The organism is Roseateles sp. GW821-FHT09H10 (assembly GCF_059415865.1).
This window is the reverse complement of the sequence record NZ_JBWKOB010000008.1, coordinates 62,616-86,514: the sequence shown is the minus strand read 5'-3', so window position 1 is coordinate 86,514 and position 23,899 is coordinate 62,616. Positions and strand designations below refer to the sequence as shown.

Here is a 23,899-nt window from a genome sequence, read left to right as displayed (position 1 = left end):
TTTGATATGACGACCATTCCCCTGACCAAGCGCGGCGCCGAGGCGCTGAAGGCCGAGCTGCACCGCCTCAAGACCGTCGAGCGCCACGCCGTCGTCCAGGCGATCGCCGAGGCACGCGCCCAGGGCGACCTGAGCGAAAACGCCGAGTACGACGCGGCCAAGGACAAGCAGGGCTTCATCGAAGGCCGCATCCTGGAAATCGAAGGCAAGCTGGCGGCTGCGCAGATCATCGACCCCTCGTCGCTGGACGCCGGCGGCCGCGTGGTCTTCGGTGCGACCGTGGACCTGGAAGAAGAAGCCAGCGGCACCGAAGTGACCTACCAGATCACCGGCGACGATGAGGCCGACATCAAGATGGGCCGCATCTCGGTGGGTTCGCCCATCGCCCGCGCCCTGATCGGCAAGGAAGCCGGCGACGTCGCCGAGGTGCAGGCTCCCGGCGGCATCAAGCGCTACGAGATCGTCGAAGTCCGTTACGAGTGATGTTCGCTCGGCTGCAAGCGCTGCTGGCCGCCCTTTGGGGCGGCCTTTTGCTGTGTATCGCCTTCGTCGCGACGCCGAGCGCATTTGCCGTGCTGGAGCGTGCCCAGGCAGGTGCTTTCGTCGCGCGGGTGTTTGCCATCGAGGCCCAGATCAGCCTGGCGCTGGGCCTGGTGCTGGTGCTGATCGAGCGCCGCATCGCGCGTGACGCGGTGGAGGCCGGCGGCGCGAGCAACCAGTTCTCGGCCCGGTTGCTGCTGCCCGTCGTGGCGCTGTTCTGCACCATCGCCGGCTATTACGGCCTGCAGCCTTTGATGGCCGACGCCAAGGCGGGTGCCGGCGTGGCTTCATTCGCGGCGCTGCATGGCGCCTCGCTGGCCCTCTTCGGTATCAAGGGCCTCGCGGTGCTGTCTCTCGCGTGGATCAGTCAGCGAAGGTCTTCTTGACGCTGGTGGTCTTGCTGCGCTTCTTGATGCGCTTGATCTCGCCGCCCTGGGTCACGCGCTCATTGCCCATGACCTTGACCTTGTTGATCTGGGGGCGACCATTGCCGCTCTTGGAGAACTTGACGATCTTGACGACGCGCGGGCCGGGCATGGCGTTCTCGCGCTCGGCCTTGGCCTTCTCGGGAATGGGCCGCCACAGCACCAGCAGCTTGCCGATGTGCTGGATGGGCGCGGCGTTCAGCTCGTCGCAGAGCTGCACGAACATGGCCTCGCGTGCCTCGCGGTCGTCGCCCTGAACCCTCACCTTGATCAGGCCATGGGCATTCAGCGCGGCGTCGGTTTCCTTGACGACGGCGGGCGTCAGGCCCTCGCCGCCGACCATCACGACCGGGTCGAGATGATGGGCATCGGCGCGCTTTTCCCGGCGCTGGGTGGGAGTCAGGTTGATTTGAGGCATCCCCGTATTATCCCGTAGGCATGAAAACTCAGACCAAAAGCAAAAAGCTCAACAAGGCGTGGCTGAACAACCACGTCTCGGACCCCTATGTTCAGCAGGCCCAGAAGGACGGTTACCGCTCCCGTGCGGCCTACAAACTCAAGGAAATCGACGAGGAGCTGAAGCTGATCCGCCCGGGCCAGGTCGTCGTCGACCTGGGCGCCACGCCCGGCGCCTGGAGCCAGTATCTGCGCCGCAGGTTCGCGCCCACGGAGGCGGGGCGGGGCGGGGCAGCCGTGGGCCAGCTCAACGGCACCATCATCGCGCTGGACCTGCTGGAGTTCGAGCCCATCGAGGGCGTGCACTTCATCCAGGGCGATTTCCAGGAAGACGCCGTGCTGGCCGAGTTGGAAGAAGCCCTGGCCGGCAAGCCGGTGGACGTGGTCGTGTCGGACATGGCGCCCAATCTGTCGGGCATTGCAGTCACGGACGGCGCCCGCATTTCCTCACTGGTCGAATTGGCCGTGGATTTCTGCAACCGGCACCTCAAACCCGAAGGGGCTCTGGTCGCCAAGGTCTTCCACGGCAGCGGCTACAACGAGCTCGTCGACCTCTTCAAGGCGCATTTCAAGGTCTTCAAGGTCGTCAAGCCCAAGGCCTCGCGCATCCGGTCTTCCGAGACATTCTTGGTCGGCATCGGCCTGAAAAACCGCTGATTACAGGGGCAGCCCCCTTGCCGCCCCTAAAATCGCCCCCACTGTCCTGAAACCCGCGCTGGGCCATCAGGGCCAAGGAGTCGCAGTGAACAATCAATGGTTTTCGAAGTTCGCCGTCTGGATCGTGATCGCGCTGGTGCTGTTCACGGTCGTCAAACAGTTCGGCGGCACCACGGCACCCGGTAAGCAAGTCACGTATTCCGAGTTCCTGGATCTGGTCCAGGCGCGCCGGATCAAGTCGGTCGTCCTGCCGGACGGCTTTGCCGGCGACGTGGTCGCCGAAGACACCGACGGCAACAAGCTGCGCACCCTGGCCACGGCCAAGGACCAGGGCCTGGTGGGCGACCTGCGCAACAACGGCGTGAAGTTCGACGTCAAGCCGCGCGAGGAGCAGAGCTTCCTGGTCAGCATGCTGATCAACTGGACGCCCATGCTGCTGCTGATCGGCGTCTGGGTCTATTTCATGCGCCAGATGCAGGGCGGCGGCAAGGGCGGGGCCTTCAGCTTCGGCAAGAGCAAGGCCCGCATGCTGGACGAGGCCAACAACACCATCACCTTTGCTGACGTCGCCGGTTGCGACGAGGCCAAGGAAGAGGTGAAGGAGCTGGTCGACTTCCTGAAGGACCCGCAGAAATTCCAGAAGCTCGGTGGCCGCATTCCCCGCGGCGTGCTGCTCGTCGGCCCTCCCGGTACCGGCAAGACGCTGCTGGCCAAGTCCATCGCCGGTGAAGCCAAGGTTCCCTTCTTCACGATCTCGGGCTCCGACTTCGTCGAGATGTTCGTCGGCGTCGGTGCGGCCCGCGTGCGCGACATGTTCGAGCAGGCCAAGAAGAGCGCCCCCTGCATCATCTTCATCGACGAAATCGACGCCGTCGGCCGCCATCGTGGCGCCGGCCTGGGCGGTGGCAACGATGAGCGCGAGCAGACCCTGAACCAGATGCTCGTGGAGATGGACGGCTTTGACACCAACCTCGGCGTCATCGTCATCGCGGCCACCAACCGCCCCGACATCCTGGACCCGGCCCTGCTGCGCCCGGGCCGCTTCGACCGCCAGGTCTATGTCACGCTGCCCGACATCCGCGGCCGCGAGCAGATCCTCAACGTGCACATGCGCAAGGTGCCCATCGGCCAGGACGTCAATGCGTCCATCCTGGCCCGCGGCACGCCCGGCATGAGCGGCGCCGACCTGGCCAACCTCGTCAACGAGGCCGCCCTGTTCGCCGCCCGTCGCAATGCCCGCCTCGTCGAGATGATCGACTTCGAGCGCGCCAAGGACAAGCTCTACATGGGCCCCGAGCGCAAGAGCATGGTCATGACCGAGGACGAGAAGCGCGCCACGGCCTATCACGAGTCCGGCCATGCCGTCGTCGCCGAACTGCTGCCCGGCACCGACCCGGTCCACAAGGTCACCGTCATGCCGCGTGGCCGCGCATTGGGCGTGACCTGGCAACTGCCCGAGCGTGACCAGCACAGCCTGTACTTCAAGCAGATGCTCAACAGCATCAGCATCATGTTCGGCGGCCGCATCGCCGAGGACCTGTTCGTCCACGACATCTCCACCGGTGCGTCCAACGACTACGAGCGCGCCACCCGCATGGCCCGCGACATGGTCACGCGCTATGGCATGAGCGAGGCGCTGGGCCCGATGGTGTATGCCGAGAACGAAGGCGAAGTCTTCCTCGGCCGCAGCATGACCAAGACGACCAACATCAGCGAGAGCACGCAGCAGAAGGTCGACAGCGAGATCCGCCGCATCCTCGACCAGCAATACGCCGTGGCGCAGAAGATCCTCGAGGACAACAAGGACAAGGTCGAGGTGATGACCGATGCGCTGATGAAGTGGGAAACCATCGATCGCGACCAGATCCTGGACATCATGGCCGGCCGCCCGCCGCGCGAGCCGGGTGGTGGCACGCCCGTGGCCTCCAACGGCCCGAGCGGCGGCACACCTCCGGTCAGCACCGACGGCGCTCCGGCCGCGGCCTGATCCAGACAACCCTGACGGGCCCGGCTTTCACCGGGCCCGTTTTCTTTTTGCTGGCCCCCTCATGCACTGGCAGACCCGCCGTTTCCACATCGACCTGAGCCGCCCCCGCGTGATGGGCATCGTCAACGTGACGCCGGATTCCTTCTCGGACGGCGGCCACCATGACGACAGCCGCGCGGCCATTGCGCACTGCGAGCGCCTGGTGGCCGAGGGCGCCGACATCCTGGACATCGGCGGCGAATCCACCCGCCCCGGCGCGCCGCGCGTCGATGCCGACAGCGAATGGGCGCGCATCGAAAAGGTGCTGGCGGCGGCCATGGCGCTGGGCGTGCCCGTCTCGGTCGACACCTGCAAGCCCGAGGTGATGCGGCGCGCGCTGGGCGCCGGCGCCGACATCATCAACGACGTGCAGGCGCTGCAGAAGCCCGGTGCCCTGGCCGCGGTGGCCGGCAGCGGCGCGGGCGTCTGCCTGATGCATATGCGCGGCGAGCCGGCCTCGATGATGGAGCTGGCGGTCTATGGCGACGTGGTCGCCGAGGTGGCCGCCTTCCTGGCCCAGCGCGCCCAGGCCGCCCTGGATTCCGGGATTCCGGCGGACTGCATCGCGCTGGATCCCGGCTATGGCTTTGCCAAGACGGCCGAGCACAACGTGCGCCTGCTGGCCGGCCAGCAGCGGCTCGCCGAACTGGGCCATCCCCTGCTGGTCGGCTGGTCGCGCAAACGCACCCTCGGCGACATCACCGGCCGGGCCGTGGACCAGCGCCTGGCCGCCAGCCTGGCCGCAGCGCTGAGGGCCGTCAGCCTCGGCGCCAACGTGCTTCGTGTGCACGATGTCGCTGCGACGGTGGACGCGCTCAAGGTCTGGGCCGCGGTCGATGCGGCGACAATCCCGACCACTGAATAAAAGGAAGAGCTCGATGGGCCGCAAGTATTTTGGAACCGACGGCATTCGAGGCACGGTGGGCCAGGACCCGATCACGCCCGACTTCATGCTGCGCCTGGGCCATGCTGTCGGCCGCGTGCTGCGCAAGGCCAACAAGCGCCCCACGGTGCTGATCGGCAAGGACACGCGCATCTCCGGCTACATGCTCGAGTCCGCCCTGGAGGCGGGCTTCGCCTCCGCTGGCGTCAACGTGCTGCTGACCGGCCCGCTGCCGACGCCGGGCGTCGCCTACCTGACCCGGGCCCTGCGCCTGGACCTGGGCGTCGTCATCAGCGCCTCGCACAACCCCTTCCAGGACAACGGCATCAAGTTCTTCTCGGCCAAGGGCGAGAAGCTGCCCGACGCTTGGGAGCTGGATGTCGAGGCTGCGCTGGAAGAAGCCCCGCAATGGGTGGATTCGGCGAGCCTCGGCCGCGCCAAGCGCCTGGAAGACGCGCGCGGCCGCTACATCGAGTTCTGCAAGAACAGCTTCGGCTCCGACCTGACGCTCAAAGGGCTCAAGATCGTCGTCGACGCGGCCCATGGCGCGGCCTATCACGTCGCCCCCGACGTCTTCCATGAGCTGGGCGCCGAGGTCATCTCGATCGGCTGCAAGCCCGACGGCTTCAACATCAACGCCGGCTTCGGCGCGACGGCGCCGGGCGCCCTCGTCGAGGCCGTCAAGGCCCATGGTGCCGACTACGGCGTGGCCCTGGACGGCGATGCCGACCGCCTGCAGCTGGTGGACGCCAACGGCCGCCTCTACAACGGCGACGAACTGCTCTATGTGATGGTGGCCGACCGCCTGGCCCAGGGCCTGCGCGTCCCTGGCGCCGTCGGTACGCTGATGACCAATATGGCCGTCGAACTGGCCCTGCGTTCGCGCGATGTCGAGTTCGTGCGCGCCAAGGTCGGCGACCGCTATGTGCTGGAAGAGCTGGCCGCGCGCGGCTGGCAGCTGGGCGGCGAGGGCTCCGGCCATCTGCTGGCCCTGGACAAGCACACCACGGGTGACGGCATCGTCAGCGCCCTGCTGGTGCTGCAGGCCATCTGCCGCAGCGGGCGCAGCCTCTCGGAGCAATTGCAGGGCGTGGAGCTGTTCCCGCAGACGCTGATCAATGTGCGACTGCAGCCGGGCCAGGACTGGAAGGCCAACACCCGCCTGGCCGAGGAACAGACCGCCGTGGTCGCCGAGCTGGGCGACCGCGGCCGGGTGCTGATCCGTCCGTCGGGCACCGAGCCTCTGGTGCGCGTGATGGTGGAGGCCTCGGACGCCGATCTGGCCAAGCGCTGCGCTCAGCGCCTAGCCGACACGCTGACGGCCTGATCCACCGTCACTGAAAGGAAAGGCCGCCGCGGGGCGGCCTTTTTTGTTTACTTCTTGGGCGGCATCAGCACGCGGTCGACGACGTGGGCCACGCCGTTGGTCGCGACGATGTCGGCCTGCTGCACGACGGCGTCATCCACGGTGACGAAGCTGCCGGCCTTGGCCAGGGCCAGGGTGGCGCCCTGGCGGGTCTTGGCGGCGCCCGTCTTCACGTCGGCGGCGGCGACGCGGCCGTCGATGACGTGATAGCCCAGCACGGCCTTCAGCTGGGCTGGGTCGGCGGCCAGGGCCTCCAGCGTCTTGGCAGGCACGGCCTTGAAGGCCTCGTCGCTGGGGGCGAAGACGGTCAGCGGGCCGGTGGCGCGCAGCTCGTCGGCCAGGCCGGCCTGAGCCACCAGGCGGTTGAAGGTGCTGAGCTGCGGGTCACGGGCCAGGGTGTCAGCCAGCGGCGCCGGGGCAGGGGTGGTGGCGCAGGCGGCCAGCAGGGCGCTGGCGGCCAGGGCGATCAAGGAGGTGCGACGGATCATTTCGGAGGCTCCGGTGGGTCTGGAAAGGGCTGGTCGGCACTCTAGAAGTGCAATATGACGGTCGCATGAACCTCAAATGACAGTGTCACAAAGCGGTTCAGACGCCTTCCCAGCGGCTTGCCGACGCGCTCCAATGTCGGAGTTGATGACGGGGCGGTCACCGAACCGTCACATTCCATCCCTAGGATGCTGACCATCGTCAAAACCGCTTGCGGAAGGTGTCTCAGATGAACGTTGTCCAGGTCAGCAAGTCGCTCGTGATCGTCGCGGGTCTGTTCGGTGCCCAGGTGGCCCTTGCCCAGGACGTGACCGGCGCCGGCGCCACCTTCCCGGCTCCCATCTACGCCAAGTGGGCCGACGCCTACAACAAGGCCAGCGGCGCCCGCATCAACTACCAGTCGGTCGGCTCCGGCGCCGGCATCCGCCAGATCAAGGCCAAGACGGTCGACTTCGGCGCCTCCGACATGCCGCTGAAGGACGACGAGCTGGCCAAGGACGGCCTGGTGCAGTTCCCCATGGTCATCGGCGGCGTCGTGCCCGTCATCAACGTCAAGGGCATCACCCCGGGCCAGCTGAAGCTGACCGGCACCGTGCTGGCCGACATCTACCTGGGCAAGATCACCAAGTGGAATGACGCGGCCATCACGGCGCTGAACCCCGGCGTCGCCCTGCCTGACGCGGCCATCGCCCCGGTGGCCCGCGCCGACGGTTCGGGCACGACCTTCATCTTCACCAACTACCTGTCCAAGGTCAGCGAAGACTGGAAGGCCAAGGTTGGCGAAGGCACGACGGTCAAGTGGCTGGCCGGCACGGCCGGCAAGGGCAACGAGGGCGTCGCCGCCTTCGTGCAGCGCCTGCCCAACTCCATCGGCTACGTCGAGTACGCCTATGTGAAGCAGAACAAGATGAACTACGTCCAGTTGAAGAACAAGGACGGCCAGTGGGTCAACCCGAGCGACGACGCCTTCAAGGCCGCCGCCGCCGGCGCCGACTGGAACAAGACCTTCTACCAGATCACGACCGACCAGCCCGGCAAGACCGCCTGGCCGCTGACCAACCCGACCTACATCCTGATGTTCAAGTCCCAGGACAAGGCGGCCCAGGCCAGCGCCGCGCTGAAGTTCTTCGACTGGGCCTATGGCAACGGCGACAAGATGGCCGACGACCTCGACTACGTGCCCCTGCCCGATACCGTCAAGAACCTGGTGCGCAAGCAGTGGGCCGACCAGATCAAGGACACCGCCGGCAAGGCCGTCGCCTACAAGTGATCCCTGGGTGCTGAAGCCAGGCCCGGCGCAAGCCGGGCTTTGCCACGCACCCGTCCCGTGAACAGAATTTCGGAGGTTCCTTGGCAGCCATCCTTCCAGCCGGCAGCGCAGGCGCTGACCGAGGCGAACCCCGCTCTCAGACTTCACCGATGGAACCCAAGCCGCAGCGCCGCCGCGTCGCCCCCTGGGCCGACACGCTGTTTGCCGCCCTGTCGCAGGGCGCCGCCTGGCTGACGCTGGCGCTGATGGTCGGCATCATCGGCTCTCTCATCATCGGCGCCGCGCCAGCCCTCAAGGCCTTCGGCCTGGGTTTCCTGACCAGCACCGACTGGGACCCCGTGCAGGAGAAGTTCGGCGGCCTGGTGATGATCTACGGCACGCTGGCCAGCTCCTTCATCGCCCTGGTCATCGCCGTGCCGGTCAGCTTCGGCATCGCCATCTTCCTGACCGAGCTGTCGCCGAGCTGGCTGAAGCGCCCCTTGGGCATCGCCATCGAGCTGCTGGCGGCCGTGCCCTCCATCGTCTACGGCATGTGGGGCCTGCTGGTGTTCGGCCCCATCCTCGCCACCTTCGTACAGCAGCCGCTGCAGGCCATGTTCGGCGGCGTGCCCTATCTGGGCGCGCTGTTCTCGGGCCCGCCGGTGGGCATCGGCATCCTGTCGGCCGGCATCATCCTGGCCATCATGATCATCCCCTTCATCGCCTCGGTGATGCGCGACGTCTTCGAGGTCACGCCGCCGATGCTGAAGGAGTCCGCCTACGGCCTGGGCGCGACGACCTGGGAGGTCGTCTCCCGCGTCGTGCTGCCGTACACCAAGACCGGTGTCGTCGGCGGCATCATGCTCGGCCTGGGCCGGGCGCTGGGCGAGACCATGGCCGTCACCTTCGTCATTGGCAACATGAGCCAGCTGAACTCGCTGTCGGTCTTCGAGGCCGCCAACAGCATCACGTCCACGCTGGCCAATGAATTCGCTGAAGCCGGCGAAGGCCTGCATCAGGCCTCGCTGATGTACCTCGGCCTGGTCCTCTTCCTGATCACCTTCGTCGTGCTGACCATCTCCAAGCTGCTGCTGCTGCGCCTGAAGAAGAGCGAAGGAGCCCGTTCATGAGCTCTTCCACCCTCGACGCTCGCCGCCTGGCGATGCACAACAAGCGCAAGCGCGTCAACGCCGTCGCGCTGACCCTGTCCCTGGGCGCCATGGCCTTCGGCGTGTTCTGGCTGATCTGGATCCTGTTCGAGACCATCTATCTCGGCATTGGTGGCCTGAACCTGGCCACCTTCACCGAGATGACGCCGCCGCCGCAAGGCGAGGGCGGTGGCCTGGCGAACGCCATCTTCGGCAGCTTCGTCATGGTCGGCCTGGCCACGCTGGTGGGCACGCCCGTCGGCATCCTGGCCGGCGTCTACCTGGCCGAGTATGGCCAGAAGACCTGGCTGGGCAGCGCAGTGCGCTTCATCAACGACATCCTGCTGTCGGCTCCCTCCATCGTCGTCGGCCTGTTCGTCTACGCGGTTGTCGTCGCCAAGCTGAAGAGCTTTTCCGGCATGGCCGGTGCGCTGGCCCTGGCCCTGCTGGTCATCCCCGTGGTCATCCGCACGACCGAGAACATGCTGAGCCTGGTGCCCAACGCGCTGCGCGAGGCGGCCTACGCTCTCGGCACGCCTAAGTGGAAGGTCATCCTGGCCATCACGCTGAAGGCGGCGCGTGCCGGCGTCATCACCGGCATCCTGCTGGCCCTGGCCCGCGTGTCCGGCGAGACGGCGCCGCTGCTGTTCACGGCCCTGTCCAACCAGTTCTGGACCAGCGACATCAGCTCGCCGATGGCCAGCCTGCCGGTCACCATCTTCAAGTTCGCGATGAGCCCCTACGAGAACTGGCAGAAGCTGGCCTGGGCCGGCGTCTTCCTGATCACCGTGGGTGTGCTGCTGCTGAACATCCTGGCCCGCGTGCTCTTCAAGAACAAACACTAAGGAACCGACCTCATGGACGCCAAGATCGAAACGCCCGTGGGCGAGCGCGCCAAGCTCTCGGTGCGCAACCTGAACTTCTTCTACGGCAGCTTCCACGCCCTGAAGAACATCAACCTCGACATCCCCGAGAAGAAGGTCACCGCCTTCATCGGCCCGTCGGGCTGCGGCAAGTCGACGCTGCTGCGCACGCTGAACCGCATGTTCGAGCTCTACCCCGAACAGCGTGCCGAAGGCCAGATCCTGCTGGACGGCGAGGACGTGCTGGCCAGCAAGGACGACGTCTCGCTGATCCGCGCCAAGATCGGCATGGTCTTCCAGAAGCCCACGCCTTTCCCGATGTCCATCTACGACAACATCGCCTTCGGGGTGAAGCTGTTCGAGACGCTGCCGCGCGTGGAGATGGATGAACGCGTCGAATGGGCCCTGAAGAAGGCCGCGCTGTGGACGGAAGTGAAGGACAAGCTCAACCAGAGCGGTTCCGGCCTTTCCGGCGGCCAGCAGCAGCGCCTGTGCATCGCGCGCGGCATCGCCATCAAGCCCGAAGTGCTGCTGCTCGACGAGCCCTGCTCGGCGCTGGACCCGATCTCCACCGGCAAGATCGAGGAGCTCATCCATGAGCTCAAGGCCGACTACACGGTCGCCATCGTGACCCACAACATGCAGCAGGCCGCGCGCTGCTCGGACTACACCGCCTATATGTATCTGGGCGACCTGATCGAATTCGGGCCCACCGCTGAGCTCTTCATGAAGCCCAAGCGCAAGGACACCGAGGACTACATCACCGGCCGCTTCGGCTGATCAAGGAGGACGGTATGGTGGACAAACATCTTTCGACCCAGTTCGATGCCGAACTCAGCGGCATCTCGACCCGCGTGCTGGAAATGGGCGGCCTGGTGGAAGCCCAGGTGGCCCAGGCCGTGCAGGCTCTTGCCGACTTCAGCGCCGATTCGGCCGACGAAGTGCTGGCCAAGGAAGGCCGCGTCAACACGATGGAGATCGAGATCGACCGCGACCTCTCGACCATCATCGCGCGCCGCCAGCCGACGGCCCGCGACCTGCGCCTGCTGATCGCGATCTCCAAGTGCATCGCCAACCTCGAGCGCGTCGGCGACGAGGCGGCGCGCATCGCCCGCACCGTGCAGCGCCTGGTGACGGGTGGCGTGTCCAGCCGTCTGCGCCTGCCCATGGGCGACCTGGCCTTCGAGGCCGAGCTGGCCATCAAGCAGCTGCGCAAGTCGCTCGACGCCTTCGCCCGCCTGGACGTCGAGCGCGCCCTGGACGTGCTCAAGCATGACGACGAGATCGACAAGGAGTTCGACGGCCTGCTGCGCAAGCTGATCACCTACATGATGGAAGACCCGCGCACCATCTCTTCGTCCATCGACCTGGTCTTCGTCGCCAAGGCCATCGAGCGCGTCGGCGACCACGCCAAGAACCTGGCCGAGGTCGTCATCTACGTGGTCAAGGGCCAGGACGTGCGGCATGCCTCGCCCGAGGCTGTCGAAACCATGGTGAGATAAGTGAGCCCCTCGTCCGACGAGTACGTCAGCCGGTTCCCCGAGAGGACGGCGATGCTCGCCGGATCGACCGGCGAGCACATCGCCAGTGCGGGCCGGCTAGGGAGCGGCCCGTCGCTCGGCCCGCTGAAATTGGAGCCTAAACAATGAGTCGAGTTCTTGTGGTGGAAGACGAATCGGCGATTGCCGAGCTGATCTCCATCAATCTGCGCCATGCCGGCTTCGAGGTCACCATCGCCGGCAGCGCCACCCAGGCCCAGTACGAGGTGGACCGCGTGCTGCCCGACCTGGTGGTGCTGGACTGGATGCTGCCCGGCCAATCGGGCGTGGCCCTGGCCCGCCAGTGGCGTGGCACGGCACGCACCAAGGAGCTGCCGGTCATCATGCTGACGGCGCGTGCCGAGGAGGGCGACAAGATCGCCGGCCTGGATGCGGGTGCCGACGACTACATCACCAAGCCCTTCTCGACCAACGAGCTGCTGGCCCGCATCCGTGCCGTGCTGCGCCGCAAGGCCCCCGAGGCCCTGGACAGCGCGGTCGAGGTCGGCCCGCTGCTGCTGGACCCGGGCACGCGCCGCGTCAGCCGCGATGGCGCCGAGGTCAAGCTGGGTCCCACCGAGTTCCGCCTGCTGCACTTCTTGATGACGCATCCCGAGCGCGTGCACAGCCGCTCGCAGCTGCTGGACCGCGTCTGGGGCGACCATGTCTTCATCGAGGAGCGCACCATCGACGTCCACGTCAAGCGCCTGCGCGAGGCGCTGGAGCGCGTGCAGTGCGCGCGCATGATCGAGACGGTCCGTGGTGCCGGCTATCGGCTGACGCAACAGAGCAGCGCTCTGTCCGCTTGAGAATTCCCCGCCCTCAATGACCTGGCTGCTGCCCCGACTGTTGATGGCCCTCGCGGCCGCGCTGCTCGGGTTCGTCATTGGCGTCGCCGTCCGGACCGCCACGGGCATCGACGCCCTGGGCTTGGGGCTAGGTGTCGTCAGCGGCGTTGTGCTGATGATGGGGGTCGACGCCGTGCGCGGCCATCGCCTGCTCAACTGGCTGCGCGGCAACCAGCTCGAGAACGCGCCGCGCGACACCGGCCTGTGGGGCGAGGTCGGCTATCGCATCGAGCGCGCGGTGCGCGACCGCGACCGCGCCGTGGGCCGGGCGCGGCTGGAGCTGGAGCAGTTCCTGTCCGCCATCGAGGCCTCGCCCAATGGCGTGCTGATGCTGGACCCGCAGGAGCAGATCGTCTGGTGCAACCGCGTCGCGGCCGACCACTTTGCGCTGGACCCGCAACGCGACCTGCGCCAGCGCATCACCAACCTCGTGCGGGCGCCGGCCTTCGTCGCCTATCTGCAGGCCGGCACCTTTGCCGAGCCCCTGGTGCTGGGCAATGGCCGCAGCCCGGGCACGCTGTCCATCATCGTGCGGGAGTACGGCGAGGGCATGCGCCTGGTGCTGTCGCTGGACGTGACCGAGCGCGTGCGTTCCGAGGCCATGCGGCGCGATTTCGTCGCCAATGTCTCGCACGAGATCCGCACGCCGCTGACCGTGCTGTCCGGCTTCATCGAGACCATGCACACCCTGCCGCTGACGGCGGTGGAGCGCGAACGCGTGCTGGTGCTGATGAACCAGCAGACCCAGCGCATGCAGACCCTCGTCGCCGATCTGCTGACGCTGGCCCAGCTCGAAGGCAGCCCGCGCCCGGCGCCGGACCGCTGGGTGGGCCTGGATGGCCTGCTGCTGCGCATCGCCGCCGATGCCGAAGTGCTGTCCGCCGGCCGCCACCAGCTGCACCTCAGGCCCGAGGCCAACATGGAACTGGCCGGCATCGAGAGCGAACTGCTCAGCGCCATCGCCAACCTCGTGACCAACGCGGTGCGCTACACACCCGATGGCGGCGAGGTCGAGGTGGCCTGGCGGCTGCTGGAGGGTGGCGACGGCGAGCTGACCGTCATCGACACCGGCCCGGGCATCGCGCGCGAACACATTCCGCGCCTGACCGAGCGCTTTTACCGCGTCGACGGCAGCCGCTCGCGCGAGACGGGCGGCACCGGCCTGGGCCTGTCCATCGTCAAGCACGTCATGCAGCGCCATGGCGGCGAGCTGATGATCCAGAGCGACGTCGGCAAGGGCTCGCGCTTCCGCCTCGTCTTCCCGGCCGCTCGCGTGCGCCAGGCCAGTGATTCGGCGCTGGGCGACGAAGCCGCCTTCAACGCGGCGGCGCTGTCAGATCACTGACGCTTCAGCAGCACGAGGCCGGCGCTGCCGCTGCGGTCTGTCGGTCGCTTGACCTGAGCCAGGACTTGCCAGCCCTTGGGTGTCGGCTGTCCCGCACTGATGACGGCATGGCTGCAGCCCGAGGCGCTCAGCGAGCCCCGGCCCTTCACCAGCCAGCCGCCATGCCACTCCAGCGCCGCCAGTGTTGCCAGGTTCTGGCCGGGTGCGGCCACGCAGGAGACCTCGGTGGGCATGCGCGCCTTCAGCCGCGCCGCCAGTGGCGCCAGGCTGCGCGCATAGTCCAGCGGCGGCAGCAGCAGGCTCATGACCAGCAGCCAGCCCAGGGCCACGCCGCCGGCGGGCAGTGCCAGGCTCTTCCACAACGCATGGCGATGCCGTGCCGTGCGCCAGCGCACCAGGGCCAGCCAGGCCAGCGTCGCGGCGATGGCCAACACCAGGGCGAGCACGCTGAACTGCGGCTCGAAGCCCTCGGCCAGGCGGCGCAGATTGGCCATGGGCCGGGCCGGCCAGCCGGTGTGCATGGATACGTAATAGAGCCAGCCGAACAGCGCGACGGCCGAGAAGATGAAGACGCAGAACCAGTCCACCGCGGCCGAGACGCTGCGGCTCAGCGTCGGCAGCGCGAAGGCGGCCAGGATGGCCAGCGAGGGCAGGGCCAGCAGCAGGGCGCGTTCCGAGGCATCCATGGTGATGCAGGCCACCAGCGGCACCAGCAGCGCGATGGCGGGCACCGTGATGTGCCGGCGCAGGCCGTGGCGGCGCCAGCGCCACAGCGTCCACAGCGCCAGCGGGCCGGACGGCCAGCAGAACCAGGCCAGCAGGCTGAGCAGCGAGGCGAACTGCACCCCCGGCCGTACCCGCCAGGCCCAGCCATCGAAGGCCCAGGCGGCCACGATGGCCAGCGTCAGCGAGGCCAGCAGCCAGATCCGCTGGCCCTTGGCCTCGTCGTAGCTGGAGCGATGGTTGAGCAGCAGGCCCAGCACGCCGAGGGCGCAGGCGACGGCGGGTGCGCCGCTGGCGGCGAGCACGGGCAGGGCCAGCAGCACGGCGATGCGCGCGCGGCCCTGCCTGAACGGCGCGGCGGCCAAGCCGTAGAGGTAGACCGAGATGGCCAGCAGCTGCATCAGCTCCGGCGTCGTCTCGTGGCCCAGCTGCAGCAGGCCCAGCGATGCCATCAACGCCAGCAGGGCGCCGTCGGCCAGGGCACGCGCGTAGTCCACGGCTTGGGCTTCGCCTCCGAAGGCAAAGGCCACCGGCTGGGCCGCTTCGGTGCGGGCGAGATGGAAGCAGGTGTACCAGACGGCCACGAGCACGCCGACCAGCACGAAGGCATAGGGCAGGCGGGCGGCGACGGGCCCATCGAGGAAGGGCAGGGCCTTGATGGCCAGGGCGCCCAGCCAGTAGGGCAGGGGGCCGCCGTCGGCGGGAATGCCTGCAATCGCCGGCTGCCACCAGGGCGCATGGCCCTCGGCAATGCTGGCCATGAAGCCAAAGGCCGTCAGGTCGGCATTGCGCCAGGGATCGCGGCCGAAGATGCCGGGGATCACATAGGCCGCGCACAGCAGGATCAGCGCCAGGCGCGGCAGGCGCTCGACGCCGCGCTCGGCGACGATGGCGGGAGTGGGGAGATTCACGCGCTGGGGGATTCTTGAAGTGGCGGGATCATGCCGCAGTTCCGCCAGGGCGGCGCTGACTCGCAAATGACAAAGGGCAGCCGAAGCTGCCCTTGTGGTCACCCGCGGCGTGGACGCCGCGCCAAGAATTACTTCTTGAGGTGAGCGAACTTGTTGCGGAACTTCTCGACGCGACCGCCCAGGTTGTCCACGCTCTTTTGCGTGCCCGTGTAGAAGGGGTGCGACTCGCTGGTGGTTTCCAGCTTCACCAGCGGCAGGGTCTTGCCGTCGATCTCGGTGGTTTCCTTGGTCTGCACGGTCGAGCGCGTGACGAACTGGAAACCGTTCGACAGGTCGATGAACGCCACGTCGCGGTAGTTGGGGTGAATGCCGTCTTTCATGGGAACCTCTTGGCTAGGTTGGGAGCCACGCCGACCGCATTTTTGGTTGCAGTGGACGCACTTTCCAGGGTGTCTGGGCGGAAAACCGGCGATTGTAGCCGGCTTCCCTGCGGTTTGGCTAGCTTGGGGTGAGAAGGATCACCCGCCGCGCCGCATCATGTCGAAGAAGTCCAGGTTGTTCTTCGACGCCTTCATCTTGTCGAGGATGAACTCCATCGCCTCGATTTCGTCCATGTTGTAGAGCAATTTGCGCAGGATCCAGCTCTTTTGCAGGATTTCCGGCTTCAGCAGCAGCTCTTCACGGCGGGTGCCCGACTTGTTGATCAGGATGGACGGGTAGACGCGCTTCTCGGCCATGCGGCGATCCAGGTGGATTTCGCAGTTGCCGGTGCCCTTGAACTCTTCGTAGATCACCTCGTCCATCTTGGAGCCGGTGTCGATCAGGGCCGTACCGATGATGGTCAGCGAGCCGCCTTCCTCGATATTGCGCGCGGCGCCGAAGAAGCGCTTGGGGCGCTGCAGGGCGTTGGCATCCACACCGCCGGTCAGCACCTTGCCGGAGCTGGGCAGCACGTTGTTGTAGGCGCGGGCCAGGCGGGTGATCGAGTCCAGCAGGATGATCACGTCCTTCTTCAGTTCCACCAGGCGCTTGGCGCGCTCGATGACCATCTCGGCGACCTGCACATGGCGGGCGGCCGGTTCGTCGAAGGTGGAGCTGATGACCTCGCCGCGCACGGTGCGGATCATTTCGGTCACTTCCTCGGGGCGCTCGTCGACGAGCAGCACGATGAGGTGACAGTCCGGATGGTTGGCCACCAGCGCATGCGCCAGGCTCTTCATCATCTCGGTTTTGCCGGTCTTGGGCTGCGACACGATCAGGGCGCGCTGGCCCTTGCCGAGCGGCGCGATCATGTCGACGATGCGGCCAGTGATGTTTTCTTCGCCCTTGAAGTTTTCACGTTCGAGTTTGAACTGCTCTTTCGGGAAGAGCGGCGTCAGGTTCTCGAACATGATCTTGTTCTTGCTCTCCTCGGGCGTCTGGTTGTTGACGCGGTCGACCTTGACCAGAGCAAAGTAGCGTTCGCCGTCTTTGGGCACGCGCACTTCACCTTCCACCAGGTCGCCGGTGTGCAGGTTGAAGCGGCGGATCTGGCTGGGCGACAGGTAGATGTCGTCCGTGGAGGCCATGTAGCTGGCCTCGATCGAGCGCAGGAAGCCGAAGCCGTCAGGCAGGACTTCGAGCACGCCATCGCCGAAGACCTGCTCGCCAGCCTTGGCGCGCTTCTTCATGATGGCGAACATCAGCTCCTGCTTGCGCAGGCGGGTGACGTTGTCGATCTCCAGCGCCTCGCCCATCTCGATGAGGGCGGAAACGTGGAGCGCTTTGAGTTCGGAAAGATGCATGGGTGAACACCCGTCAGGGGCCGCAGCGCCAGCCAAGGCGCAACGGCGAATCCACGGCCGCCCCGGGGAAAGGACCGAAAAGGCGTCACTCAAACAGCGAGCGATGCGGATTCAGAAAGTGGGGGAGGGGGAGCCGAGGCCACGCTGGCTGGGCTCCCGATTCGAGATCGAGAAGCCCGGGGCGTGTTGGCTTTGGCTGCTGCAGCGGGGCACCGGGAGGTGCGACATGCGCTGCAGCAGTTGGACGCGATTATAGGTTCGCGTCGAGGAAGGCGGTCAACTGGGCCTTGGAAAGGGCGCCGACCTTGGTGGCGGCGAGCTGGCCGTCCTTGAAAAGCATCAGCGTCGGGATGCCACGGATGCCAAACTTGGCCGGCACTTCGCGGTTCTCGTCGACGTTCATCTTGGCGACCTGCAGCTTCTCACCGTAGCCGGTGGCGACCTCGTCCAGGATGGGCGCGATCATCTTGCAGGGACCGCACCACTCGGCCCAGTAGTCCACCAGCACCGGCTTGCCGGACTGGATCACGTCGGCGTCGAAGGACGCGTCGGAAACATGCTTGATCAATTCGCTGCTCATGGGAGGGTTCCTTGGCCTCAAAGGGTTGGCGGTCGCCGTGCGGCGCCGTCCGAATAGGCAAAATCATTGTGACATAGCCACTTTTGACCGGACGGTCACGAGGGTGACCGAAGCAGTGGCAAACATCAGGGCGGGAGGCCCGCTTTACAAGTGCAACAGGCATTGAACCTGGGCCTGGCGCCCGGGGAAGACATCGAAACCTTCTGGCGCCGCGTCGCCGCCACCTGCGCCGACTGGCTGGCCGGCCAGGGTGCGCCGCTGCGCGACGCCGTGCTGCTGCTGCCCTTTGCCCAGCAGCTGGCCCCGGCGCGGCGCGCCTTCCTGGCCCGCGGCGGCTGGATGCCGCGCATCACCACCAGCCACAGCCTGGCCTCGGCCCTGGGCCCGGCCACGCTGGCGGCGCCGGATCAGCTTTCTGGCGATGCCGCCATCGATGCCTTCACGGCCGACCGCCTGCTGGCCGGCCAGAGCTGGGTCGAGCCCCTCAAGCGCAGCAGCCCGCGCGACTACCGCGTGGCCCTGGCCCGCCTGGTCGACACGGCCCAGGCCCTGGCCCGCGCCGCCGCCCAGGTGCCGCCGCTGGATCGTCCCGTCTTCCTGGACGATGCACGCCAGCGCCTCGCCGCCCTGGACGCCGGCCCTGGCCTGATGGAGCGCGCGCTGGCCCAGGTCGCCCTGGCCTGGGTGGCGTCGGACGAGCGCCGCCCGGCCACCGACACGCTGTTCACGCTGCGCCCGAGCGCCTGGATCTGGCTGCGCGTCGGCGGACCCGACCCCCTGTCCCGCACCCTGCTTGCCCAGGCCGGCGATGTGCCGACGCTGTGCCTGGATGCCGACCTCGACCTCGATCAGGCCTGGAGCGGCTTCACGCCCACCGCGCGGGTGCAAGCCGCCGTCGCGCCGGACTTCGAGACCCTCGCCGCCCAGGCCGCTACGGCCGTCATCCAGCACCTGAACGCCGGCCGTCGGCCGGTGGCCCTGCTGGCCCAGGACCGCGTCGTCATCCGCCGCGTGCGGGCCCTGCTGGCCCGTCAGCATGTGCCGGTGCACGACGAAACCGGCTGGACGCTGGCGACGACCCCGGCGGCCGCCGCCGTCATGGCCCTGCTGCGCGCTGCTCTGGCCGGCGGCGCCGTGGACGACTGGCTGGCCTGGCTGAAATCGGCCCTCGCCAAGGGCTGGGATGCCGAAGGCCTGGCCGGCCTGGAGTCGCGCTGCCGCCGCCTGGGCTGGCGCCAGGCAGCCCAGCTCGACGCCGCCACGCTGCTGCCTGCCGTCGGCGCCGTCTGGCAGCGCGCGCGCAGCCAGCTGGAGCCGCTGGCCGGCGGTTCGCGCTCCCTCGGCGGCTGGCTGGTCGCACTCGGGCAGGCGCTGAACGGGCTGGCCCCGCTGGCCGAAGTCGAGGGCGGCGAGGCGCTGCTCGAGGCCTTGTGGATTTCGCGCAAGACATGGCCCGGCAGCGCCCACGAGGCCGCTCTGGCGCAGACACGGCTGCGGCCCGACGAATTCCTGGCCTGGGTCAACGACACGCTGGAGGCCGCGCAGTTCGAGCCCGCCGAGGAGGCGGGTGCGGCCGAAGTCGTCATCACGCCGCTGGCCCGCGCCATGCTGAGGCCTTTCGGCGCCATCGTCCTGCCCGGCGCCGATGCGGCGACCCTCGGCCCCGTGAATCCGCAGGCCGGCCTGCTCGCCGATGCCGACGCGGCGGCCCTGGGCCTGCCCAGCCTGGCCGAGAGGCGCGAAGCCGAGGCCTTGGGTTTCGCCCAACTGCTGCGCACGCCGGTCGTGACGCTGCTGCGTTGCGCCTTCGCGGGCGCCGAGCCCTTGCCGCCCAGCCCGCTGCTGGAGCGCCTGGCGGGGGCGGCGGCGAAGGCCGGTCTCGCTCTGCCTCACTGGATTGACGAGCGCGCGCGCGTCGCCGTGGCCGAGCAGCCCCAGGGGCGCTCCGCCGCCGATGCCGGTGGCCGCCTGCCCGCCGCCCTCAGCGCCAGCGCCATCGACGCGCTGCGCAACTGCCCCTACCAGTTCTTCAGCCGCGTGCTGCTCGGTCTGCGCGAGGCCGACGAGCTGGAGCAGGAACTCAGCAAGCGGGACTACGGCACCTGGCTGCATGCGGTGCTGAAGCGCTTCCACGAAGCGCGGGGCGATGATGACGACGCAGCCCTGCGTGCCGCCGCCGAGGCCGAACTGGCCCTGCTGGACGCCGCCGATTTCCTGCCCTTCTCGGCGGCCTTCGAGAGGCTGAGACCCCACTATCTGGCCTGGCTGGCCGAGACCGAGGCCGCCGGCCAGCTTTACGCCGCCGGCGAAGTGGATCGCGAGGCCCGGCCCTTCTCGGCACCGCTGGACGGCGTGGTCGTGAAAGGCCGTATCGACCGCATCGACGATGAGAAGGGCGTGACCTGGCTGCTGGACTACAAGACCGGCGATGCCAAGGCGTTGAAGGAGAAGGTGGCCGCCAAGCTGGAGGACACCCAGCTCGCCACCTATGCATTGCTGAGCGGCGCCGAGAGGGGCTTGCAGGCAGCCTATCTCGTGCTCGATGACGGCAAGGGCGTTGCGCTGCTGCCGCACGAAGACGTCAGCGACACCGCCCTGGCCCTGCGCGATGGCCTGCAAGCCGACCTCACGGCCCTGCGCGAGGGCGCGCCGCTGCCGGCGTTGGGCGAGGGCCGGGTGTGTGACTACTGCGAGGCGCGCGGCCTCTGCAGAAAGGACGACTGGACATGAGCGGCGCCGAACTCGCCTACTGGGCCGACGGCTACCGCGTCCCACGTGAGCGCTTCTACGAGCTGGCCTGCGACCCGGCGCGCAGCATCGTCGTCGAGGCCTGCGCCGGCGCCGGCAAGACCTGGATGCTGGTCTCGCGCATCCTGCGAGGGCTGCTGGCGGGTGCCGAACCGCAGCAGATCGTCGCCATCACCTTCACCCGCAAGGCCGCCGGCGAGATGCGCCAGCGCTTGGCGGAATGGCTGGCCGAGTTCGCCCACGCGCCCGAGGCCGAGCAGGTCGCGGCCTTGCGCCAGCGGGGTGTCTCCGCCGACGAAGCCGTCGTGCTCAGGCCGCGCCTCGCGACATTGCAGGCTGAACTGCTGCGCGGCGGCCGTGCCGTCGAGGTGCGCACCTTCCACGGCTGGTTCTCGCAATTGCTGCGCGCCGCGCCGCTGGCTTTCCTGCAGGCCCAGGGCATCGCGCCCGAGCTGCAGCTCGTCGAGGACGAGGAAGAGCTGATGCCGACGCTGTGGCGGCGCTTCCATGTCGCCGTGCTGGCCGACGAGGCGCTGCGCGCCGACTTCCAGGCGCTGACGCAATCGCGCGGCCGCTTCAATCTGCGCGAGTGGCTGCTCGGGGCCTTTGCCAAGCGCGTCGAGCTGCGCCTGTCGGAGTCGGCCGGCGTGCTGGAGGCCAGCCTGCCCGGCGCGGTCGACCTGCTGGGCACGACGCCGGAGCTGTACTTCGGCCATCTGCGCGAGCCGCTGAAGGACCTCGCTCGCCAGCTCGGCCAGGCCAAGGGCAAGAAGGCCCAGGATGCGGCCGTGGCGCTGGAGCAGGCTGAGGACTTCGACGCCTGCTTCGCGGCGCTCTTCACGCAGAAGGCCGAGCCGCGCAAGCTCGGTGTCGACAGCCCCGATCTGGACGAACTCTGCGAAGAACTGCAGCGCCTGCGCGCGGCCATCGCCCAGCAGAAGGCTTCCGAAGAGCACGCCGCCATGCGCCGCCTCGCCCTGGTGCTGGTGGATGCCTTCGAAGGCCTCAAGCGCGAGCGCGGCCTGGTCGACATGAATGACCTGGAGCGGGGCGCCCTGGCCCTGCTGGCCGACGGCCAGACGGCCGGCTGGGTGCAGCAGCGCCTGGATGCCCAGGTGCGCCATCTGCTCATCGACGAATTCCAGGACACCAGCCCGCTGCAATGGCAGGCCCTGCACGGCTGGCTGTCTGCCTATGCCGGCGCGGGCGCGGGCTCGCCGCTGTGCGTCTTCATCGTCGGCGATCCCAAGCAGAGCATCTACCGCTTCCGCCGCGCCGACCCGCGCGTGTTTGCCGCGGCCCAGGACTTTGTCTGCGAAGGCCTGGCCGGTGTGCGCCTGGCCTGCGACCACACGCGGCGCAACGCGCCCGAGGTGCTGGCCGTCGTCAATGCCGCTTTCGACATCGCCCAGCGCGCCGGCGACTACGAGGGTTTTCGCCTGCACACCACCGAGGTCGCCCAGGTGGACGAACTGGCCGGCCTGTGGGCCCTGGACGCCGGGGTCAAGGCGGCCCCAACGGCCGAGGACGCCGACCCGCTGCGCTGGCGCCCCAGCCTGAGCGAGGCCCGCCACGAGGCCGAGATCAGCCGGCGCGCCCCCGAGTGCGAGCGCGTCTGCGCGGCCATCGTGGGCCTGCTGCGCGAGCGGCCCGAGCTCAAGCCCGGCGATCTCTTCGTGCTGGCCCGCAAGCGCGACCCGCTGCGTCAGCTCAGCGAGGCGCTGACGGCTGCCGGCGTGCCTCATGCGGCGCCCGAGGAGCAGCCGCTGGCCGGGCTGCCCGACGTGGCCGACCTGCTGGCCCTGCTGGACGTGCTGGCCTCGCCGGGGCACGACCTGTCCCTGGCCCATGCGCTGCGCAGCCCGCTGTTTGGCGTCACCGAGGCCGATCTGCTGACCCTGGCCGAGGCCGCCGGCACGGCCGAGTGGCTGGGCCGCCCGGCCATCGAACGCCATCGCTGGTGGGACGCCCTGCAGGACCTGGTTTCGCCCGGCCCGGCGCTGTCGCGTGCGCAGGCCCTGCTGCGCGACTGGGCCGAGCAGGCCCGCCTGCGCACGCCGCACGAGCTGCTGGACCGCATCGTCGATGAGGGCGACCTGCTCGCTCGCATCACGGCTGCCGTGCCCGCGGCCGACGCCGCCGTGCGACTGCAAAGCGTGCAGGCCCTGCTGCATGCGGCCCTGGACCTGGATGGTGGCCGCTATGCCCAGCTCTATGGCTTTGTGCGCGCGCTGAAGAGCCGGCCCATCAAGTTCGTGCCCGCCGCGGCGCCCGACGCCGTGCAGCTGCTGACCATCCACGGCGCCAAGGGCCTGGAGGCCGAGGTCGTCTTCCTGCTCGACACCGATGCCGCGCCTCCCAAGGCCGAGACTCTCGGGCTGCTGCTGGACTGGCCGGTCGGCCAGCTGTCGCCGAATCGCGCCGCCTTCCTGGCCTCGGAAGCCAGGCCGCCGCCGTCGCTGCAGGCCCTGGTCGACGACGAGCGCGTCGCCCGCGAACGCGAGGAGCTGAACGGCCTCTACGTCGCGTTGACGCGGGCGCGCCGCGCCATCGTGCTCAGCCACACGCCCGGCCGCAGCCAGGCCACGAGCTGGTGGGACCGCCTGCAGCCTTTGTCCCGCCGCTGGCCCTTCGCGCTGGACAAGGCGGCGCGCGCCGACACCGTCGCACCGCGGCTCGCGCCGCTGCCGCGCTGGCAGGCGCCGCCCGCCGCACCGGTGCGTGACGGCACGGCCCGCAACGAACGTGAAGCCAAGGTGGGTGAAGCCTTGCATCGCGCGCTGGAGTGGGTCTCGGCCCCGGGCCAGACCCAGCCTCTGGACGCGCTGCTGGCCGCATCGGCCCAGGCCTTCGGCCTGGACGCCAAGGCCCGCGAGCAGCATGCGCGCGCAGCCAGGGCCATCCTCGACAGCCCCGACTGCCAGCCCTTCTTCGATCCGGCCGAACTGCTCTGGGCCGGCAACGAATTGGCCGTGGCGTCCGCTGCAAAAGGCGGCGAAGACCAGCGCATCGACCGCCTCGTGCAGCGCCGCGACGGCAGCTGGTGGGTGCTGGACTACAAGCTCGGTGCCACGCCGGAGCGCGAGCCGGCCTATCTGGAGCAGATGCGCGGCTATGTGGCGGCGGTGCAGGCGCTGCAGCCCGGAGAGGTCGTGAAGGCCGCGCTGATCAGCGGCACGGGGCGCTTCATCGAGGTCAGCTAGGGCGGCCGCCCCGCGACGAGCCCGTAGACTCCGCGCCGCGGAGGGAGGCCGCACCGATGAGGGAACCCCATCGACGCCCCGGCGGCATGCGCCGGGCGATCGCGTGCGTTGTTGCTGGCT

The 23,899-nt window shown here is 68.4% G+C and carries 21 protein-coding genes; 15 read left to right on the top strand and 6 right to left on the bottom strand.

Annotation, left to right across the window (positions count from 1 at the left end; translation table 11 throughout):
* Positions 1-6 precede the first annotated feature (6 nt).
* Both greA and AC07OY_RS27835 read left to right on the top strand, forming a co-directional pair.
* Positions 7-483, top strand: coding sequence for a transcription elongation factor GreA (greA, locus tag AC07OY_RS27840; protein WP_495045860.1), 477 nt, complete (start codon positions 7-9; stop codon positions 481-483).
* Positions 483-926: a DUF4149 domain-containing protein gene (locus tag AC07OY_RS27835; RefSeq protein ID WP_495045859.1), complete on the top strand. Its 444-nt coding sequence runs from the start codon at positions 483-485 to the stop codon at positions 924-926. The genes greA and AC07OY_RS27835 overlap by 1 nt, the downstream gene beginning before the upstream one ends.
* Here AC07OY_RS27835 and AC07OY_RS27830 read toward each other — a convergent pair.
* Positions 904-1,383, bottom strand: coding sequence for a YhbY family RNA-binding protein (locus tag AC07OY_RS27830; RefSeq protein WP_495045858.1), 480 nt, complete (start codon positions 1,381-1,383; stop codon positions 904-906). The genes AC07OY_RS27835 and AC07OY_RS27830 overlap by 23 nt on opposite strands.
* Positions 1,384-1,403: 20 nt before the next feature.
* Between AC07OY_RS27830 and AC07OY_RS27825 the strand changes: the two genes are divergently transcribed.
* The 4 genes from AC07OY_RS27825 to glmM all read left to right on the top strand — a co-directional run bounded on the left by AC07OY_RS27825 (position 1,404) and on the right by glmM (position 6,314).
* On the top strand, positions 1,404-2,078 hold the full coding sequence (locus AC07OY_RS27825; RefSeq protein ID WP_495045857.1) for an RlmE family RNA methyltransferase: 675 nt from the start codon (positions 1,404-1,406) through the stop codon (positions 2,076-2,078).
* Positions 2,079-2,163: 85 nt separating this feature from the next.
* The gene (ftsH, locus tag AC07OY_RS27820; RefSeq protein ID WP_495045856.1) at positions 2,164-4,065 is read left to right on the top strand and encodes an ATP-dependent zinc metalloprotease FtsH; all 1,902 of its coding nucleotides are present in this window, start codon (positions 2,164-2,166) and stop codon (positions 4,063-4,065) included.
* A 61-nt stretch (positions 4,066-4,126) separates the two neighbouring features.
* On the top strand, positions 4,127-4,969 hold the full coding sequence (gene folP / locus AC07OY_RS27815; RefSeq protein ID WP_495045855.1) for a dihydropteroate synthase: 843 nt from the start codon (positions 4,127-4,129) through the stop codon (positions 4,967-4,969).
* Positions 4,970-4,982: 13 nt separating this feature from the next.
* Positions 4,983-6,314 (top strand): phosphoglucosamine mutase, encoded by a 1,332-nt coding sequence (gene glmM / locus AC07OY_RS27810; protein WP_495045854.1) that lies wholly within the window; start codon positions 4,983-4,985, stop codon positions 6,312-6,314.
* A gap of 47 nt (positions 6,315-6,361) precedes the next feature.
* Here glmM and AC07OY_RS27805 read toward each other — a convergent pair whose 3' ends face one another.
* Complete coding sequence (locus AC07OY_RS27805) at positions 6,362-6,841, bottom strand: fasciclin domain-containing protein (RefSeq protein WP_495045853.1); 480 nt, start codon at positions 6,839-6,841, stop codon at positions 6,362-6,364.
* A gap of 227 nt (positions 6,842-7,068) precedes the next feature.
* Between AC07OY_RS27805 and pstS the strand changes: the two genes are divergently transcribed.
* From pstS to phoR, 7 genes are all read left to right on the top strand, one after another.
* Entirely contained in the window at positions 7,069-8,109 is a 1,041-nt protein-coding gene (pstS, locus tag AC07OY_RS27800) for a phosphate ABC transporter substrate-binding protein PstS (RefSeq protein ID WP_495045852.1), read from the top strand.
* Positions 8,110-8,258: 149 nt separating this feature from the next.
* Positions 8,259-9,218 (top strand): phosphate ABC transporter permease subunit PstC, encoded by a 960-nt coding sequence (gene pstC, locus AC07OY_RS27795; RefSeq protein ID WP_495045851.1) that lies wholly within the window; start codon positions 8,259-8,261, stop codon positions 9,216-9,218.
* Positions 9,215-10,081, top strand: a complete 867-nt coding sequence (pstA, locus tag AC07OY_RS27790) for a phosphate ABC transporter permease PstA (protein ID WP_495045850.1) — start codon at positions 9,215-9,217, stop codon at positions 10,079-10,081. The genes pstC and pstA overlap by 4 nt, the downstream gene beginning before the upstream one ends.
* A 12-nt stretch (positions 10,082-10,093) precedes the next feature.
* Positions 10,094-10,879: a phosphate ABC transporter ATP-binding protein PstB gene (gene pstB / locus AC07OY_RS27785; RefSeq protein WP_495045849.1), complete on the top strand. Its 786-nt coding sequence runs from the start codon at positions 10,094-10,096 to the stop codon at positions 10,877-10,879.
* A 14-nt stretch (positions 10,880-10,893) separates the two neighbouring features.
* On the top strand, positions 10,894-11,601 hold the full coding sequence (gene phoU / locus AC07OY_RS27780; protein WP_495045848.1) for a phosphate signaling complex protein PhoU: 708 nt from the start codon (positions 10,894-10,896) through the stop codon (positions 11,599-11,601).
* Positions 11,602-11,744: 143 nt separating this feature from the next.
* Positions 11,745-12,446 carry a phosphate regulon transcriptional regulator PhoB gene (gene phoB / locus AC07OY_RS27775; protein WP_495045847.1) on the top strand — a complete coding sequence of 234 codons (702 nt, stop codon included), beginning with the start codon at positions 11,745-11,747 and terminating at the stop codon, positions 12,444-12,446.
* Between the two features lie 16 nt (positions 12,447-12,462).
* The gene (gene phoR, locus AC07OY_RS27770) at positions 12,463-13,830 is read left to right on the top strand and encodes a phosphate regulon sensor histidine kinase PhoR (RefSeq protein ID WP_495045846.1); all 1,368 of its coding nucleotides are present in this window, start codon (positions 12,463-12,465) and stop codon (positions 13,828-13,830) included.
* Here phoR and AC07OY_RS27765 read toward each other — a convergent pair.
* The 4 genes from AC07OY_RS27765 to trxA form a co-directional block, all read right to left on the bottom strand.
* The gene (locus AC07OY_RS27765) at positions 13,824-15,464 is read right to left on the bottom strand and encodes a hypothetical protein (RefSeq protein ID WP_495045845.1); all 1,641 of its coding nucleotides are present in this window, start codon (positions 15,462-15,464) and stop codon (positions 13,824-13,826) included. The genes phoR and AC07OY_RS27765 overlap by 7 nt on opposite strands.
* Positions 15,465-15,592: 128 nt before the next feature.
* Positions 15,593-15,844: a type B 50S ribosomal protein L31 gene (locus AC07OY_RS27760; RefSeq protein WP_310268140.1), complete on the bottom strand. Its 252-nt coding sequence runs from the start codon at positions 15,842-15,844 to the stop codon at positions 15,593-15,595.
* Positions 15,845-15,982: 138 nt separating this feature from the next.
* Positions 15,983-17,248 (bottom strand): transcription termination factor Rho, encoded by a 1,266-nt coding sequence (gene rho / locus AC07OY_RS27755; RefSeq protein WP_119042197.1) that lies wholly within the window; start codon positions 17,246-17,248, stop codon positions 15,983-15,985.
* Between the two features lie 250 nt (positions 17,249-17,498).
* Positions 17,499-17,828 (bottom strand): thioredoxin TrxA, encoded by a 330-nt coding sequence (gene trxA / locus AC07OY_RS27750; RefSeq protein ID WP_394415468.1) that lies wholly within the window; start codon positions 17,826-17,828, stop codon positions 17,499-17,501.
* Positions 17,829-17,978: 150 nt separating this feature from the next.
* Between trxA and AC07OY_RS27745 the strand changes: the two genes are divergently transcribed.
* A complete protein-coding gene (locus tag AC07OY_RS27745; protein WP_495045844.1) occupies positions 17,979-20,558 on the top strand; it encodes a PD-(D/E)XK nuclease family protein in 2,580 nt (859 codons plus the stop codon).
* Positions 20,555-23,779, top strand: coding sequence for a UvrD-helicase domain-containing protein (locus AC07OY_RS27740; RefSeq protein WP_495045843.1), 3,225 nt, complete (start codon positions 20,555-20,557; stop codon positions 23,777-23,779). The genes AC07OY_RS27745 and AC07OY_RS27740 overlap by 4 nt, the downstream gene beginning before the upstream one ends.
* Positions 23,780-23,899 lie beyond the last annotated feature (120 nt).